This is a genomic window from Roseicella aerolata (genome assembly GCF_020523605.1).
Lineage (GTDB): Bacteria > Pseudomonadota > Alphaproteobacteria > Acetobacterales > Acetobacteraceae > Paracraurococcus > Paracraurococcus aerolatus.
The window spans coordinates 253,131-270,085 of sequence record NZ_JAJAQI010000002.1 but is presented as its reverse complement, the minus strand read 5'-3'; the positions used below and the strand labels follow the sequence as shown (position 1 = coordinate 270,085).

Sequence of the window (16,955 nt, the reverse complement as noted above, 5' to 3'; positions counted from 1 at the left end):
ACCAAGCCGGGCAGCACGAACTCGTTCATGCGTTGAACCTCCCAAATTCCGGGAGATTTTAGGGTGGTAGCCGCGGCTACGCGCGGGGCCGTGAGGTGTGACTGCTACCGAATACCGGAGAGGTCGGCCGTGTCGGTCGCCCCGCCCGCCGCGGCCAGCACGGCATCCAGGCCGGTATCGTTCAGGATGGGATAGAGGCCGGGCTGCCGCACCTCCCCGGTCAGCAGCACGCTCTGGTCCAGCAGGAAGGGCAGCAGCGTCGGGTAGTCGAGGAAGATCTGCGGGCAGGCTTGCCGCCCGTAATCCGGGAAGCCGGCGGCGCGGGCATGGGCGAAGCGCTGGCGGGAGGCCTGGGCGGCGACCGTCAGCTGCGTCAGGGCCGGGCAATCCGTGGCGGGCTGGCCAGGCGGGGGCGCCGCGGCGCCGGGCGGCGCGCCCGGCATGCCGGCGGCGGCCGGCAGCGGCTGGGCGGCGACCGGCGACGCGCCCAGCTCCGGCGCGTCGCCGCGCAGCGCCTGCTGCACGCCGGGGCTCGCCAGGAACAGCACATCCGCAAGGCCGAGCAGGATGACCTCATCCCCCTCCGCCAGCGGCAGGTCCGCCTGGCCCTGCAGCGCCCGGCCGAGGTCGAAGGGGAGGAATTGCCGCGTCCGCGTCCGCGGATCGGTCCGCCAGACCACACCGAGCCGGGCATAGGGGTCCGCCCGCACCAGCCGCGGGTCGGAGAGCAGCCCGCGCAGCGTCCGCGCCCGCCCACCGGCCGAACGCAGCACCGGCGCCACCACGTGCCCGGCCAGCCGCAGGTCCTGCGCCATGACATCCGAGCCGGGCTCCACCCGCAGCGCGTCACCGCGGTGCAGCGCGTCCCGCGGGCCGATCTCGCGCAGGCTGCGGCGCCCCTCGGCATCCGTGCCGTGCAGCAGGAAGCGGTTGCCGGCGGGGCGCAGCGGCTCCCCGGCCAACCGCAGCAGCGCGGCGAGCGGCGCCTGGCCGGCGCCCGCGGGCAGTTCGTAGATGCCAGGGCGCGTCACCTCCCCGCCGATCGCCACCACCCCGCCGAGCGGCGGCACGAGGATCCGCTCCCCCTCCCGCAGCCGGAGGTCCGGGGCCGTGCCGTCGCCGGCGATGACGGGGTAGAGGTCGATGCTGCGGCGGCCCCCGGGGCCCTCCACCCGGATGGCGCGGAGCGAGCCGGTGCGGCGCACCCCGCCGGCCGCGACCAGCGCATCCAGCACCGAGGCCATGGAGGTCAGCGGCTGCAGCCCGGGCCGCGCCACCTCCCCGCCCACGAAGACCGCGATCTGCCGCACCTGGCCGATGGAGACGAAGACCTCGGAGCCGCCGAGTTCGCGCTGTGCGCGGGCCTCGAGATCGGCGCGCAATTCCCGGAGCGTCCGGCCGGCGGCGGGGACGGGGGCGAGGTCCGGGACCAGCAGCATGCCGTCGCGCCCGACGCGCAGGCTGAGGGTCTGCCGGGCGCGGCCGCGGAAGGCCAGCACCACCTCGTCGTCCCGGCCGAGCAGGTAGTCCTCTGGCAGGGCGCCGAAGCCGATCCCGGCGGGCTGCCCGGCCGGCAGCCCGCGCAGGCTGTCATAGCCGAATTGCCGCAGCGGCGCGGGCGAGCAGGGGGCGGGCTGGCAGGTGGCGGCGGCGCCGCGGGCGGTGAAGAAGGCCTCGGCCGGGGAGAGCGGCTCCTCCGGCATGGATGGCGGCAGGCCGGGCAGGGGGGGCGCGACCGATGGGGCGAGCGGTGGCGACGGCGCCGGGCTCGGGACCGGCCGGCCGGCACCGGCATCCAGGATGCGCTGCAGGATGTCGTGCTGGCTGGCCTGCGGCAGGCTCGTCACCGGCAGGCCGCCCGGCAGGGTCGAGGGCAGGGAGGGTGGGGAGAGGAACGGGCTGGGGGCAGGCGCCTGCGCCGCCGCCGGGTGTGGCAGGAGGAGGAGTGGCAGCAGCATCGCCAGGAGGCGGCGAGACAGGGGAGAACCGGGGCGGCGTGTCAGGGTGACCCCCCTTCTTCTGGGTCCGTGACCGAATCGACGATGCTTGGTTGCATCCACCCTACATGATTCTCTACTCGTATGCGAAATGGCATATCGGGTCCCGATCCCAGCCCGCGCGAAGCCTGACCGGCGGCCAGGACTGACGGCTGAGGTCGCGCAGGCGGCCGGCACCAAGCAGCGCGCTGCCGGGCCCCAGGGAACGGCGCCGGTGCTTGGGGCCGCAGGCATGCGTCAGCATTGATGCGGGACAGCATGACGGCCCGCCTGGTGGATGCCGCCTGGCGGCTCGGGCCACGGCCAGTGCTGCTGGCGGCGTGGCATCGCGGGCCGGGGCGGGCGCTCGCGCGGCGGGCATTGGCCGATGCCGCGCGACCGCAGGGCCCCGTCCTGCCCGCGGCCGCGCCAGCGCCGCCGGACCTGCCGGCATGGCACCGCGCTGCGGTGCTGGGCCGTGCCGCGGGGGTTGCGCCGCCGGACTGGCACGGCCCCTTCGCGGCGATGGCGCATGCGCTCGATCTCGATCTCTTCCGGCCCGGCGACATCCGCCCGGTCTGGGAGCGCAACCGCTGGGCGGACCTGCCGCTGCTGGCCCAGGCGGCACGGCTCGAGCCAACGGGCGGGCACCTGGCGCGGGCGGAGGCGCTGCTGGCCGACTGGGTGGCGGCGAACCCTCCCTTCCGCGGACCCAACTGGGCCTGCGGGCAGGAAGCCGCGCTGCGCGTCCTGCATCTCGGCCTGGCGCTGGCGCTGCTCGGGGCGGAGCGCGGGCCGCCGCCCGGTGCCCGGGCGCTGCTCGCCCTGCATGGGCGGCGCATCGCCGCGACGCCTGCCTATGCGCTGGCGCAGGACAACAACCACACCGTCTCCGAAGCCGCCGGGCTGCTGGCCTGCGGCCTGCTGCTGGAGGAGGGGCGCTGGGCCGCGGACGGGGCAGGGCGGCTGGAGGCGGCCCTGCTGCGGCTGGTCTCGCCGGACGGTGCCTTCGCCCAGTTGTCCACCGGCTATCACCGGCTGCTGCTGGACGTGCTGGCGGCCGTCGTCTGGCTGGCCCGGCGCCTCGATGGCCCCCCCCTGGGCGCGGAGGCGCTGGCGCGCGCTGGCGCCGCCACCCACTGGCTGCACCGCCTGGCGGACCCGGGAACCGGCGCCACACCGCGCCTCGGCCACCAGGACGGCTCCGCCTTCGCCGATCTGGCGCTGGCCGGCGCCGAGGATGCGCGGCCGAGCCTGGAGCGGGCGGCGCGGCTGTTCTGCGCCGCCTCGGCCGGCCTGGCGGAGGAGCCGGGCTGCGCCTGGCTCGGCCTGGCGGCCGGCGCTGGCCTGCCACCGCCGCCCGCCGTCTGGGCCGGGGAGGGTCTGCGCGGCTGGCACGCGGCGGGCGCTCGCGCCGTCCTCCGCACCGGCCCGCTGCGCTTCCGCCCCGGCCAGGCGGACCTGCTGCATATCGATCTCTGGGACGGGCCGCGCGCCCTGCTGCGGGATGGCGGCACCGGCGCCTACAACCCGCCGCCCGAGGCCGCCTGGTGGCACGCCCATTTCACCGGCACGGCGGCGCACAACACCATCGCCTTCGATGGCGAGGACCAGATGCCGCGCCTCTCGCGCTTCCTCTTCGCCCGCTGGCCCGCGACGGGCACGCTGCCGGAGGGCGGCTGGCTGCGGGACTGGCGCGGCCGGCGGCATGAGCGCCGGGTCCGTCCCGAAGGCCGGCGCTGGGTGGTGGAGGACCGCATCGGCGGCCCGTTCCGGGAGGCGGTGCTGCGCTGGCGCCTGGCGCCGGGTGAATGGCGCCCGAGGGCGGACGGGGTGGAGGGACCGCTCGGGCACATCAGCATCATCGCCGATGCCTCGGCCGGCATCGCGCTGGTGCAGGGCTGGGAGAGCCCGGCCTATGGCGTGGTCCGGCCCGTTCCCGTGCTGTACGCCAGGGTCACGCCGCCGATCACGAATCTCACAACTGTGATCGAGTTGGTGCCTCAACCAAGGATTGAATAACCATCTTTTGTGTACAAATGACTCCCGCGTGAACCTGCGGAGGTCGTCATGCCTCTGGACCAGCTGCTGCGGGGAGTGTGGGAGAGGCGGTGGCGCGTGGCGCTGCTCTCCCTGTTGCTCTTCGCCCTCGGCGCAGGGGTCCTGTTCCAGCTGCCGCGCCGCTATGTCGCCCAGGCCGTGGTCGCGCCGGCGGAGACCACGGGCATCGCCACCTCCACCCTGCTCTCGCCCGTGCCGCTGATGGCGGGCGGGCTGCTGGATGACCGCTCCTCCGGCAATTTCGCCATCTACCTGGATGCGCTCCGCTCGCCCGAGGCGGCGGCGATGCTGGCGCGGGAGACCGGGCTGCTCGGCCACCTGACCGCGCTGCGCGGCGCCGGGCCCACCGGCTGGGTCCGTCGCACCCTCGGGCTGCGGCTGGAGGCCGACCTGGACGATGCCATGGCCTGGCTGGCACGGAGCCTGGCCGCCACCCAGAACATCGCGACCGTCACCGTGACCCTGACGCTGGCGCACCGGGACCGGGAAGCGGCGCTGGACGCGCTGCGCCGCCTGCATGCGCTGGCGGAAGCGAAGGTGCGGTCGGACTTGGCCGAACTCGCCCGCCGGCGCATCGCGGTCATCGAGGCCCGGCTGGCCGTCGAGCGCGATGTCTTCCTGCGGAACGCGCTCTACGAGTTGCTCGGCCAGCAGCAGCGCGGCGCGCTGGTGGTGGCGGCGGATGAGGCGGTGGCGGCGCGGCTGGTCTCGGCGCCGATGGTGGAACTGCGCCCCTCCCTGCCGAACCGGCCGCTGCTGCTGGTGCTGCTGGCCATCGCGGCGCCGCTGGCGGCCTTCGCCGGCGTGGCGGCGCTGGTGCTGCTGCGGCTGGCGGGGCGGGAGCGCCGGGAGGCGGCGCCGGCCCTGCCGCTCTCCCACGCCATGCGGATGGGGGCGGATTGATGCCCTCCCGCCGCCTTGCCGCCCTTGATGGCCCCGCGCTCGGGGCGGTGAAGCAAGCGGCAGGCGCCCGGCCCGCCGCCCTGCTTCCGATGGGTCCTCCTGGGCAGGGGAGCCGGGGTGCCGCGCCGCTCGCGGCCGGTGCCGGGCTGCTGGCCGCGACGCTGCATTTCGCCGGCGCGCTGAAATCGGTGCCGGGTCTCGCCGCGCTGCCGATCGATCTCACCCTCCTCGCCGCCCTGCTGCTGCTGCCGGTGCTCGGCCTGTTGCTGTTGGCCAGGGCCTGGGAGGTACGGCCGGCCCTGGCCGGGCCGCTGCTGGCGGCCGCCCTGCTGCTGCTCTGGCTGGTGCTGGCGGGCGGCTGGAGCGCCTCCCGCGCCGTGCTGGCGGAGAAGCTGCCGCAGCTTGTCCTGCTCGGCCCCGCCATGCTGCTGGCTGGTGTCCTGGTCGGGGCGGATGGCCCGACCCTGCGGCGCTTCTCGGCGGCCGTCATCCTGATCGGGCTCACGGTTGGCGCGGCGACCGCCTGGGGGCTGCTGACCGGCCAGGTGGTGCTGGGCGGCGCGGTGGGGGCGGATCCGGCGAAGCTGCGCGTGCAGTACCAGCTCGCCGGACTCGCCATCGCCTGCGCGGCCGGCCTTGCCGCGCTGCGGGCGATGGAGGCGCGGGGGGCGGTCCGGCTCGGCTGGGTCCTCGTCACCCTCGCCCTCGCCCTGGCCGTGTTGCTGCCGGGCGGCCGGGCGGCGCTGCTCGGCCTTCTGCTGGCCGTTGCCGGGGCGCCGGCGGTGCTGCTCTGCCTGCGGGGGCGGCCGGGGGCGGCGCTGGCCTGGCTGACCCTGGCCGCGGCGCTTGGCCTCGCCGGGCTGGTGGCGCTGCGGTCCATGCCGGGGGCCGATCTCGGTCTGCGGACGCTGGAGCGGCTGTTCGGCGACCCCGCCACCGCCACGCCCGCCCGGCTGATCCTCTGGGGGGAGGCGCTGCGCTGGGGCGGGCTGGCGGCGCCCTTCGGGCTCGGCACCGGGGCCTTCACCCTGGCGGCCGGCAGCGGCGATGCCCGCGCGCTGCATCCGCACAACCATGCGCTGGAGGCGCTGGCGGAGGGCGGCCTGCCCGGCCTGCTGCTCTGGGGCGCGGCCTTCGGCGGCGGCGTCGCCGTCGCGCTGCGGGAGGCGCGGCGGGTGGCGCCGGGGCGGGTGGCGCGCATCGCGGCGCTCACCCTGCCCATCGCGCTGACCACCATGGTCTCGACCGATCTCGGCAACCGGATGGTCTGGTTCGGCCTCGGCCTGCTGCTGTCGCTCGCGGTCGAGGCGCGGCCGCGCGGCGCGGCGGAGGGACGCCGGCCTTATGTATGAACGCTGGGGCAAGCGGGCCTTCGACATCACGGGCGCGGTGCTGCTGCTGCTGGTGACGGCGCCGCTGCTCGCGCTCGCGGTGCTCGGCGTGCTCTGCGTGCTCGGCCGTCCCGTGCTGTTCCGGCAGGTGCGGACGGGGCGGGACGGGGCGCCTTTCCTGCTGCTGAAGCTCCGCAGCCTGCGCGAGGGGCCGGGCGATGACGCGGCGCGGCTCGGCCGTTTCGGCCGGGTGCTGCGGGCGAGCGCGATGGACGAACTGCCGCAGCTCGTGAATGTCCTGCGCGGGGAGATGAGCCTGGTCGGGCCGCGGCCGCTGCTGCCGGACTACCTGCCGCGCTTCACCCCGGCGCAGCGGGCGCGGCTGCGCGCGCGGCCGGGGCTGTGCGGCTTGGCCCAGGCGGCGGGGCGGAATGCGGTGCCCTGGGGGGCGCGGCTGGCCCTGGATGCGCGCTATGCCACGGCACGGCCGACGCTGCCGGGCGACCTGCTGATCATCGCGCGCTGCGCCCTCGTGCTGCTGCGCGGCGAGGGTGTTTCCGCGCCCGGCCATGCGACGATGCCGGCCTTCCCTGGCCCGGCCGGGCGGGCCATCGCGGTCCGGGCCGGGGCCAGGAAGGCGCGGCGCAGGACGGCGGATTGCATTCATGTCTGACCGCCGCACCGCCTCGGATCCTTGTGTGTGGCGCGGAGTCTCGCTCCCCGAGGACGGGGGCAGCGCTGGCTTATGTCCTGCAAAGCCCGCGAGGTGCCCCGTTCCCGCCCTTTCGCGATCCGCTGGTGCTCTTTAATTTTCGAGCGGATTCATCCTCCCGGGCGTTCACGCCCGTCCGCGATCCGCTCTACCCGCCGCGCGCGATGGCGCGCAGTGCCTCGACCTGCACCTTCCCGAGCGCGGTCCGCGGCAGCGCCTCGACCGCCACCACGTCCCGCGGATGCTTGAAGCGGGCGAGCTGCCCTTCGAAATGGCGCAGCACCGCCGCCGCATCGAAGCCCTCGCCCGGCACCACGACGGCGACCGGCACCTCCCCCCAGCGCGGGTCGGGCCGGCCGCAGACCGCGCCCTCCAGCACCCCCGGCGCCGTGCGCAGCACGCGCTCCACCTCGGCCGGATAGATGTTCTCGCCGCCCGAGATGATCACGTGCTTCAGCCGGTCGGTGAACCAGAAGCGGCCATCGGCATCGCGCCGGCCGACATCGCCGGAGGCGAACCAGCCATCCCGGAAGGCGGCCGCCGTCGGGTCCGGCGCCCCCCAGTAGCCGCGCGCCAGATGCGGGCCGCGGAGCTGGATCTCCCCGGCCTCGCCGGGCGGCAATTCGCGCCCGGCCGGATCGACCACCCGCGCCTCCCCGTGCAGCGCCGGCTGGCCGAGGCTGCCGGGCGCGGCCAGCGCCTCGCCCCGCGTCTGGCAGATCGCGACCGGCCCGGTCTCGGTCGCGCCATAGACCTGCTGCACCGGGATGCCGCGCGCGTGGAAAGCCTCGATCAGCGGCAGCGGCACCTCCGAGGAGCCGGCGCCGATGGCGCGGAGCGAGGAGAGGTCGGCCGCCTGCCAGCCGGGATGCGCGACGAGGGCCTGCATCACCGCCGGCACCAGCAGGGTGAGCGTCGGCCGGTGCTCGGCGATGGCGGCGAAGAAGGTGGCCGCGTCGAAGCGCGGCAGCAGCACCACCTCGGCGCCCGCCAGCAGCGCCGGCATGGTCTGGATGTTGAGCCCGCCGACATGGAAGAGCGGCAGCAGGGTCAGGACCCGGTCGGCGGCCGTGAGGCCGAAGGCGTGGATGGCGTTCAGCGCGTTGAACAGCACCGCCTGCTGGTCCAGCACCGCGCCCTTCGGCCGGCCCGTGGTGCCGGAGGTATAGACCAGCAGCACCGGATCATCGGCCTCTCCGGTCGGGGGCGGCATCGGCGCGGCGGGCCAGGTCGCCTCGGCCTCCAGCACCGTGCAACCGGCGGGCGCGGCGAAGCGGGCGGCCTCGCGCATCTCCTGCGTCGCGGCGAGGGCGACGGCGCCGCTGTCCTCCAGGATGAAGCGCAGCTCCGGCGCGGCCAGGCGCCAGTTCAGCGGCACCTGGATGGCGCCGAGCCGGGCGCAGGCAAAGAGCAGGATGAGCTGGGCCGGATGGTTCAGCCCGAGGAAGGCGATGCGGTCGCCATGGCCGATGCCCTGCGCCGTGAGCATCGCGGCGGCCGCGGCGATGCGCCGGTCGAGCGCGGCATAGCTGAGGCGCTGCGCCTCGAAGCCGAGGGCGGGGGCATCGGGCGTATGCGCGGCATGGCCCTGGATCCAGCGGCGGATCATGACCTGCCACGGTCCGGGCGCGCCGGTCCGGCCCGCCGCGACCCGCGGCTTTCCAGTCTGCCGCGGCGCCGCGGCCGGCGGGCCGCCTCAATCATCCGCCTCGCCCTTCTCATAGAGCGCCTCGCGCCCGAGCCGGTCGATGCAGAGCTCCGCCGTCCAGGGCAGCATCAGGCTGCCGCAGCGGGCGTCGCGGTAGATGCGCTCGAGCGGCAGGGACTTCAGCATGGACTGGCCGCCGCAGGTGCGGACGGCCTTGGCCGCCAGCGCCGCGGCGTTCTCCATCACGGTGTGCTGCGCCGCCCAGGCGCGCAGCACCTGTTCCTTGCTCGGGTCGAGCCCCGCATCGGTGATGGCCTGGAACCAGAGCGCCTTGGTCTGCTCCAGCATGACGCGCATCTCGGCGACGGCGATCTGCTTGGTGGGGTACATGCGGCGCTTCACCGGCGGCATGCCCGGCCATTCGCCGCGCAGGTACTTCACGGTGAAGTCGTAGGCCGCCTGCGCCAGGCCCATATAGGTGGGGCTCAGCGTCATGAACATGTGCGGCCAGCGCAGCGCCGCCTGGAAGTAGAGGCCGGGCGGCATCAGCGCCGCGTCCTCCTCGACGAAAACATCGCGGAAGACCAGGTTGCGGGAGACGGTGCCACGCATGCCCAAGGGGTCCCACTCCCCCTCCACCGTGACGCCCGGCGCGTCCTTCGGGATGGCGAGGTAGAGCGTGTCGCGCCGGGAGAGCTTCTCGTCCCCCTCCCGCACTTCCGTGCAGAGCACGCCGTAGAAATCCGCATGGCCGGCGAGACTTGCGAAGATCTTCTTCCCGTTGATCAGGAAGCCGCCCGGCACCCGCTTCGCCGTGGTGCCGAAGGCGACGCCGCCCGCCGCCGCCGCGCCGCCCTCGGAGAAGGGCTGCGAATAGACTGCGCCGTCCCGCAGGATGCGGTCGTAATGCCGCTGCCGGCGCGCGCGGTGCACGGCCCGCGCGACCGGGGCCAGGTCCAGGTCCTCGGTCAGCGCGCCGGTCCAGAGCGTGCTGCAGACATGCATGTTCCAGGTGAGCGCGGTCGCGCCGCAATACCGCCCCATCTCGGCCGCTGTCAGGCAATAGGCGCGGAAGCCGGCGCCGAGCCCGCCTTCCTCGGCGGGGATGCAGATGCCGAGCAGCCCTGCCCGATGCATGTCGCGGTAGTTGTCGGTCGGGAAGCTCGCCTCCCGGTCCCAGCGCGCCGCGCGCGGGGCGAGCACGGCCTGGCCGAAGGCGCGGGCGCGGGCGGTCAGCGCCGCTTCCTGTTCCGTCAGCCGGAAGGCGGCGGGGTCGAAGATCGGCGCGTCGGTGCCGGCGGCGGCAGGCAGCGCGTCCATCCTCAGCCCTCCTTCACGCCGCGCAGGAAGCCGCGGACCGCGGCGTTGAAGCCGGCAGGGTCCTCCAGATGCGCCAGGTGCCCGCAGCCGGGCAGTATCGCCAGCCGCGCGCCGCGGATGGCATCGCGCATCCGCTCCAGCGTCCTGGGCGGGGCCAGCGGATCCGTCTCGCCGCCGATGACCAGGGTCGGGGCGGCGATGCGGCCGAGATCATCGCGCCGGTTGAAGGTGGTCAGCGTCCGGACGGTGGCGCGATAGGCGGCCTCGGGCACCGCCGCCATGGCCGCCACCGCCTCCCGCACCAGGGCCTCCGGCGTGCCGGCGCGGAGCATGGGCGCGATGCTCTCCTCCGCCAGCGCCGCCATGTCCCGCCCCTCGTCGAGCGGCGCCAGGCGGTCCCGCAGGAAGGCCTCGGCGAAGGAGGGATCGCGCCCGCCGAAGGCCGGCGTGGTGGCGTAGAGCACCAGGGCGCGGACGCGTTCAGGGAAGCGCAGCGCGAATTCCTGCGCCAGCATGCCGCCGATGGAATGCCCGAGCAGGTCGATGCGCGGGATGTCCTCCCGGTCCAGCCTCTCGCGCAGCGCCTCGGCCCAGGCGGCAAAGCTCGTCCCGGCCAGCATCGGGCTGCCGCCATAGCCGGGCAGGGGCCAGTCCAGCACGGCGGCGGGGGCGAGGGCGGGGAGCACCGGGCTCCAGCTGGCGCCGCCGATGCCGTGCAGCAGGGTGATCGTGGTCACGAAGCGAGCCTCCCCTCCACCACCACCGGCTCACCGTCCAGTGCGATGGTGCAATTGCGGACCGGAATGTCGAAATGGCCCTCGGTGAAACGGCCGGCGAACTCGTTGGCGCCGGTCGAGAACAGGAAATTGCCGGCGAAGGCGCGCAGCTCCGTCCCGTTGGTGTCGCGCCTGTCGTACATGGCCAGCGCTTCATACCGCGCCCGGGGGTTCATGCCCCAGCCGACATGGGAGACGGCATAGGCCGCGCGGTCACCCCAGGCGGCGAGGTAGCGGCGCATCAGCTCCGCATCGGTGCCGTCGCCCTCGATCGAAACGATATGGTCGTCCTGCAGGGTGAGCCGGACTGGACGTTCCAGGTAGCGCTTGAATGTCAGGTTGGCGTCGCCGGCATCCAGGACCAGGGTGCCGTTCACGCTGCCGGCACGCGGAAAGGACACCACGACCCCGCCCGGCCAGTGGGCGACGGTGCCCGGCCGGTCGGTCCAGCCCCAGACGCCGGCGGTCGCCGCCCCTTCCATCGCAATCGTGAGATTGGTGCCGGCCTCCGAGACGACGGTCATGCGTTTCGCGGCACGGGCCCGCTTCACCGCGGCCTTCACCGGTGCTTCGTCCTCTGGTCGCGGCACAAGCCGGGCGAGCGCCTCGGGGTGCTCGTTCGAGACCATCATGACGCGGCTGCCGGCCTTGAGAATTCCAGGCAATTCCGGCGCGTGCAGCAGCCCTTCCAGAGTGAGGTCGAGGATGAGGGGAGAGGCCTGCAGCGCGGCGAGCGCGCCCGGATGGCCCTGCAATGCGCGCGAGGCGCCGGTGGAGCGGACCGGCACCGGGGCGCTCTGCGGCGGGGTCGGGACCACCACCCGGAAGGGGCGGCAGCCCAGCCGGAGCGCGGCCAGTTCCGCGAGATCGAGGTTCACCGCGCGGGACTGGCTTTCCGCCAGGAGACAAACCGGCAGCCCCGGCTCCGCCCGGCAGAGCCGCAGCACGGTCTCGAAAGCCTCGATCCAGGGGGCTTCGATGCGGTCGCTCAACATGCCTCGTCTCCTCTCGCGGGAGCCTAGCATGGCCGAAGTTTATATGAAAACGCATTAATCCCTTGCACGATATATTTTGAGAGCATTCAGAAATGGATTCGCATATGATGCCAAAAAGAGCCATGTGACCGGACCGCTGCCGTGATGCCCCAACCTCCCGCCTCGACCGCCCAGCGCTTCATCGACGACTACCTGCTCTACCTCATGGCGCGGGCCTCCCATCTCATATCCTCGGAATTCCACGACCTGCTGCGCCGGAGAGGGATCAGCGTGCCGGTCTGGCGGGTGCTCGCCAGCCTGGTCGGCAGCCAGGGGGAGACCGTGACGGGCCTTGCCGAGACCTGCCTGCTGCAGCAGCCTACGATGACCAAGCTGCTGGACCGCATGGTGCGGGACGGGCTGGTGAAGCGGATGCAGGATACCCGCGACCGCCGCGTGGTCCGCGTCGCGCTCACCACGCGCGGGGAAGTCATGGCGACCGAGCTGGTGCAACTGGCCAGGCAGCATGAGGCGGAGGTGCTGGCCCGCCATCCGGAGGCAGAAGCCATGGCGATCAAGTCCCTGCTGCGCGGGATCGTGGCCCGGCAAGCCAAGCCTCGCCGGGGGTGAGCCGGGCCATGCCGTCCCCGCACACCCTGCAACGCATCATCCTCGTGCTGCTGGCGGTCGTGCTGGTGGTACAGGTGGTCCGTCTCATGCTCGGCTAGAGCGGATCACGGACGGGCGTGAACGCCCGGGAGGCTGATTTTGCTCGTTCTGCTCAAAAAACAAGAAGCGGATCGCCGGGGGGCGTGAACGGCCGGACGCATGACCTCGCCGGTCGGAGCAAGGCCAGCCGGCTTGCGCCCTGACCTGCAGCCTCGATCGGTGGCCGAGGCCGCGCACAGGCGCCGGCATGTCCACGGGGCAGCCAAGGCCGGCTGCCGATTGCTGCGCAGTCGGGCCGGGAAAGCCCGCCGCCCCGGACACGCTCCGCCGCCGGCCTCGTCCTGGCCGAAGCTGGCCCTTGGAGCCTGGCCACGGCCCGGGGGCCAGGCGCGCTGCCCGCGGCGGCCGGATTCGCCGCCCTGCCCTGGCGCCGCGCCGCAAGGCGCCTCGGCCGGAGCCGCCACCGACGCGATTCTCGCGTGCCGGCCGCGAAGCGCCGCGCCTTGCGCGCCGACGCGCCGAACCGTAAGGCCGCCGCGAAGGAGCCCGCCCCGATGTCCGAGACCCCGCCCGTCCCGAACGGCGCCGCCGCTGCCGGCCAGGCGCTGCCGCCGCTCTACCGGTCGCTCGACCCGCTGACTCCGGAGCGGCATGGGCGGCTGCGGGTGCGGGATGCCGGCTATGGCTTCGCCGCCACCGCCAATGCCATCCCCCTGGCAGCCGAGGAATTCCCCGCGGCGGCGCGCAGCCTGCCGATCGTCTTCGGGGCGCAGGCGCCGCACCTGCCCGTGGCCCTCACCGGCCTCGCGCCCGGGAGCAACCTCTATGTCTCGGAGACCGGCACCTGGCGGCCCGGTGCCTATGTGCCGGCCTATCTCCGCCGCGTTCCCTTCTTCCTGGTGCGCGCGGCGCAACACTCGGACCAGCTCGTCCTCTGCATCGACAGCCTCGCGCCGCAGGTGAGCGAGACGGAGGGCGAGCCGCTCTTCACCGCCGAGGGCAAGCCGACGCCGCAATTGGAGCGTGCCCTCGCCCTCACCCGGGCTGTGGAGGAGGCGATCCTGCGCACCCGGGCGATCACCGGGCGCCTGCACGAGCTCGGCCTGCTGAAAGCCGCGGTGGTGCAGTTCCCCCATCATGGCAAGGCGCTGCGGGTCGACGGGTTCTTCGCCGTCGATCGCCCGGCCTTGGCGGCCCTGCCGGCCGGGGAGCTGGCGGAACTGCGCGACAAGGGCTGGCTTGAGGTCATCTACGCCCACCTGCTCTCGATCGGCGGGCTGCCGGGCCTGGCGCGCGACCTATCCGTGCCGGCCTGAGGGCAGCCGCGCGCGGAGCCGCCTTCGGGCGAGGAAGTGGGGCGGTTGCGCGGGGCATGACCGGTCCCCGGGCGCCCCGGACGACATTGACCCCTGCGGGAGGAACCCATGCCGCAACGCCGTCACCTGCTGGCGGCCCTGGGCGGCCTTGCCATCGCCGCCCGCGCCGGCGGCGCCGTGGCGCAGCAGCGCGTCCAGAGCCTCTACATGTTCATCCCGGCCGGCCCCGGCGGCGGCTGGGACGGGCTCGGTCGCGCCATCGAGCAGGTGGCGCGCCAGGCGGGCCTCGTGGCCAATTTCCAGTTCGAGAATGTCGGCGGCGCCGGCGGCACGGTGGGGCTGCCGCGCTTCGTCGGCCAGCGCCGCGGCCGGCCGGACAGCCTGATGGTGGCGGGCTCCGTCATGGTCGGCGCGACGCTCACCAACAGGACGCCGGTCGGGCTGAAGGACGTGACGCCGATCTCCCGGATGACGGAGGAGGTGGGCGTGGTCGTGGTGCCCGCCAGTTCCGAGATCAAGGACCTGCAGGGCCTGCTCGACGCGCTGCGCGCCAATCCCGGCGCTGTCTCCGTCGCCGGCGGCTCGGCCGGCGGGACGGACCACATCACCCTCGGCCTGATCCTGAAGGCGCTCGGCCGCTCGGCCAGGGAAGGTTCCTATGTCGCCTTCGCCGGCGGCGGCCCGGCCAATGCCGCGATCCTCGGGGCGCAGGTGAAGGCCGGCATCTCCGGCATGTCCGAATTCGCCGAGCAGATCCGGGCCGGCCGGATGCGTGCCCTGGCGACCACCGGGGAGACCCGCTCCGACCCCGGCATCCCGACGCTGAAGGAGAGCGGCGTGGATGTGGTGATGACGAACTGGCGCGGCGTCTTCGCGCCCCCCAGCCTGCGTCCCGATGCGCGGGAGCGGCTGGTGGCGCTGATGACCGAGATCCACGCGCTGCCCGCCTGGAAGGAGATGCTGGAGACCCGCGGCTGGCAGGATGCCTTCCTGACCGGCGATGCTTTCACCGGCTTCCTGGAGAAGGACCAGCAGCAGACCGAGGCGGTGCTGAAGGAGATCGGGCTCGCGTGAACGCCATGCGCACGCGGCCGGGCCGCGGCAAGGAGGCCGACCTCATGGTGGGCCTCTTCGTGCTGCTGCTCGGCGGCCTGGCGCTCTGGCAGGCGGCGGTCATCCCGGCCTCCCCGCTCTATGCCCAGGTCGGGCCGAAGGCGGTGCCCTATGCGGTCGGTGCCGGGCTGCTGGCGCTGGGGGCGGGGCTGACCGTGAGCGCGCTGCGCGGCGGCTGGTCCTGGACGCTGGAAGAGGTGCAGGAGGCGCCGCCGACCAATTGGCGCGCCCTCGGCCTGCTGCTGGCGGGGCTGGCGGCGAATCTCGCGCTCATCGGGCCCTTCGGATTCTCCGTCGCGGCGAGCGCGCAATTCGTGCTGGTGGCGGCCGCCTTCGGCTCGCGGAAGCTGCTGCGCGACCTGGTGCTGGCGCTGGTGCTGACGCTCGCGGTCTGGTTCGGCTTCGTCGAGGGCCTGGGCGTCAATATCGGCGCCGGCCTGCTGGAAGGGCTGGTGCTGCAGGCGCTCGGGAGGGAGGTTTTCTGAATGGATCCGATCGCCGGCCTCTCCCTCGGCTTCTCCCATGCGCTGACGCCCGGCAATCTCGGCTGGGCGCTGCTGGGCTGCTTCCTCGGCACCGCGGTCGGCGTGCTGCCGGGCATCGGGCCGGCGCTGACCATCGCGCTGCTGCTGCCGATCACCTTCCAGGTCCCCGCGACCGGTGCCTTCATCCTGTTCTGCGGCGTCTTCTACGGCGCGATGTATGGTGGCTCCACCACCTCCATCCTGCTGAACACGCCAGGCGAGAGCGGCTCCATCATTACCGCGCTCGAGGGCGCGAAGATGGCGCGCAACGGCCGGGCCGGGCCGGCGCTGGCGACGGCGGCGGTCGGCAGCTTCGTCGCCGGCACCATCGGCACGCTGGGCATCAGCTTCCTCGGGCCCGTCGTCGTCGAACTCGCTCTCAATCTGGGGCCGGCCGAGTATTTCTCGCTGATGGTGCTGTGCTTCGTCACCGTCTCCGCGGTGCTCGGCGGCTCGGCTTTGCGGGGGCTGACGAGCCTGTTCTTCGGCCTGGCGCTCGGCCTCGTCGGCATCGACCTGCAGACCGGCCAGCCGCGCATGACCTTCGGCATCCCGGAACTGCTGGACGGGGTGAATGTGGTCCTCGTCGCCGTCGCGCTGTTTGCGGTGGGGGAGACGCTGCATCTCGCCTGGCGGCATGTGGAGGGGAAGCAGGAGGTGCGGCCGGTCGGGCGCATCATGATGTCGCGCTCGGATGTCCGGCGCAGCCTCGGGCCCTGGTTCCGCGGCTCGCTGCTCGGCTTTCCCTTCGGCGTGCTGCCGGCGGGCGGGACCGAGATGCCGACCATGCTGAGCTACTATGCCGAGCGGAGGCTCGCCTCCGCCGAGGCGAAGCGGGAATTCGGCACGACCGGCGCGATCGAGGGCGTGGCGGGGCCGGAATCCGCGAACAATGCCGCCGCCGCCGGCGTCCTCGTGCCGATGCTCACCCTCGGCCTGCCGACCAGCGCCACGGCGGCGATCATGCTGAGCGCCTTCCAGAGCTATGGCATCAATCCCGGCCCGCTGCTGTTCGAGCAGCAGGGCGACCTGGTCTGGACGCTGATCGCCAGCCTCTACATCGCCAACCTCATGCTGGTGGTGTTGAACCTGCCGCTGGTCGGCCTCTGGGCGCGCATCCTGAAGATCCCGCAGCCGCAGCTCTATGCCGGCATCCTGGTCTTCGCCACCATTGGCACCTATGGCATCAGCAACAGCGTGACCGACCTGGTGCTGCTCTATGCCATCGGGATCCTCGGCATGTTCATGCGGCGCTTCGACTTCCCGACGGCGCCGGTCGTCATCGGCATGATCCTCGGACCCATGGCGGAGCAGGCGATGCGCCAGGCGCTGACCATCAGCCAGGGGGACTGGACGACCTTCCTGACCCGGCCGGTGAGCCTCGTGATCCTGCTGCTGGCGGTGCTGGCGCTGGCGGGGCCACGGCTCTACGGGGCCTGGGTCAGGCGGGCGGCAAGGTAGGATAGAGCAGATCGCCGGAGGCCGTGAACGACCGAAGGCGTGAATCTGCTCGAAAAGACAAAGGTCTGCAGCGGATTGGCGTTCATTTCCGAACGCCAATCCGCTCTAGCCGGACCGCCGGCTGCCTGGCGCATGACGTCCGGACCTGCGGTCCGCCGCCGGTGCGGCGCA

Annotated in this window: 14 protein-coding genes; 9 read left to right on the top strand and 5 right to left on the bottom strand. The window is 73.6% G+C overall.

Annotated features, from left to right (window positions below):
* Positions 1-104 precede the first annotated feature (104 nt).
* Positions 105-1,958 carry a polysaccharide biosynthesis/export family protein gene (locus LHA35_RS02475; protein WP_226604035.1) on the bottom strand — a complete coding sequence of 618 codons (1,854 nt, stop codon included), beginning with the start codon at positions 1,956-1,958 and terminating at the stop codon, positions 105-107.
* Between the two features lie 285 nt (positions 1,959-2,243).
* Between LHA35_RS02475 and LHA35_RS02470 the strand changes: the two genes are divergently transcribed.
* From LHA35_RS02470 to LHA35_RS02455, 4 genes are all read left to right on the top strand, one after another.
* The gene (locus tag LHA35_RS02470) at positions 2,244-3,998 is read left to right on the top strand and encodes a heparinase II/III domain-containing protein (RefSeq protein ID WP_226604033.1); all 1,755 of its coding nucleotides are present in this window, start codon (positions 2,244-2,246) and stop codon (positions 3,996-3,998) included.
* A 48-nt stretch (positions 3,999-4,046) separates the two neighbouring features.
* A complete protein-coding gene (locus LHA35_RS02465; RefSeq protein WP_226604030.1) occupies positions 4,047-4,940 on the top strand; it encodes a Wzz/FepE/Etk N-terminal domain-containing protein in 894 nt (297 codons plus the stop codon).
* Between the two features lie 89 nt (positions 4,941-5,029).
* On the top strand, positions 5,030-6,292 hold the full coding sequence (locus LHA35_RS02460; protein WP_226604027.1) for an O-antigen ligase family protein: 1,263 nt from the start codon (positions 5,030-5,032) through the stop codon (positions 6,290-6,292).
* A complete protein-coding gene (locus LHA35_RS02455) occupies positions 6,285-6,944 on the top strand; it encodes a sugar transferase (RefSeq protein WP_226604024.1) in 660 nt (219 codons plus the stop codon). The genes LHA35_RS02460 and LHA35_RS02455 overlap by 8 nt, the downstream gene beginning before the upstream one ends.
* A gap of 187 nt (positions 6,945-7,131) precedes the next feature.
* Here the strand turns inward: LHA35_RS02455 and LHA35_RS02450 are convergent, their stop codons facing one another.
* The 4 genes from LHA35_RS02450 to LHA35_RS02435 all read right to left on the bottom strand — a co-directional run bounded on the left by LHA35_RS02450 (position 7,132) and on the right by LHA35_RS02435 (position 11,722).
* Positions 7,132-8,592: an AMP-binding protein gene (locus LHA35_RS02450; protein WP_226604020.1), complete on the bottom strand. Its 1,461-nt coding sequence runs from the start codon at positions 8,590-8,592 to the stop codon at positions 7,132-7,134.
* 87 nt (positions 8,593-8,679) lie between these two features.
* Complete coding sequence (locus LHA35_RS02445; RefSeq protein ID WP_226604017.1) at positions 8,680-9,951, bottom strand: acyl-CoA dehydrogenase family protein; 1,272 nt, start codon at positions 9,949-9,951, stop codon at positions 8,680-8,682.
* Between the two features lie 2 nt (positions 9,952-9,953).
* Positions 9,954-10,688, bottom strand: coding sequence for an alpha/beta fold hydrolase (locus tag LHA35_RS02440; RefSeq protein ID WP_226604014.1), 735 nt, complete (start codon positions 10,686-10,688; stop codon positions 9,954-9,956).
* Positions 10,685-11,722 carry a M29 family metallopeptidase gene (locus LHA35_RS02435; protein ID WP_226604010.1) on the bottom strand — a complete coding sequence of 346 codons (1,038 nt, stop codon included), beginning with the start codon at positions 11,720-11,722 and terminating at the stop codon, positions 10,685-10,687. Before LHA35_RS02435 ends, LHA35_RS02440 begins: the two co-directional genes overlap by 4 nt.
* 144 nt (positions 11,723-11,866) lie before the next feature.
* Here LHA35_RS02435 and LHA35_RS02430 point away from each other — a divergent pair, with 144 nt between their 5' ends.
* From LHA35_RS02430 to LHA35_RS02410, 5 genes are all read left to right on the top strand, one after another.
* A complete protein-coding gene (locus LHA35_RS02430; protein WP_226604007.1) occupies positions 11,867-12,331 on the top strand; it encodes a MarR family winged helix-turn-helix transcriptional regulator in 465 nt (154 codons plus the stop codon).
* Between the two features lie 593 nt (positions 12,332-12,924).
* Complete coding sequence (locus LHA35_RS02425) at positions 12,925-13,686, top strand: SapC family protein (RefSeq protein ID WP_226604004.1); 762 nt, start codon at positions 12,925-12,927, stop codon at positions 13,684-13,686.
* A gap of 108 nt (positions 13,687-13,794) precedes the next feature.
* Positions 13,795-14,760 carry a Bug family tripartite tricarboxylate transporter substrate binding protein gene (locus tag LHA35_RS02420; RefSeq protein ID WP_226604001.1) on the top strand — a complete coding sequence of 322 codons (966 nt, stop codon included), beginning with the start codon at positions 13,795-13,797 and terminating at the stop codon, positions 14,758-14,760.
* Between the two features lie 5 nt (positions 14,761-14,765).
* Positions 14,766-15,284: a tripartite tricarboxylate transporter TctB family protein gene (locus LHA35_RS02415; protein ID WP_226604054.1), complete on the top strand. Its 519-nt coding sequence runs from the start codon at positions 14,766-14,768 to the stop codon at positions 15,282-15,284.
* A complete protein-coding gene (locus LHA35_RS02410) occupies positions 15,285-16,784 on the top strand; it encodes a tripartite tricarboxylate transporter permease (RefSeq protein ID WP_226603998.1) in 1,500 nt (499 codons plus the stop codon).
* Positions 16,785-16,955 lie beyond the last annotated feature (171 nt).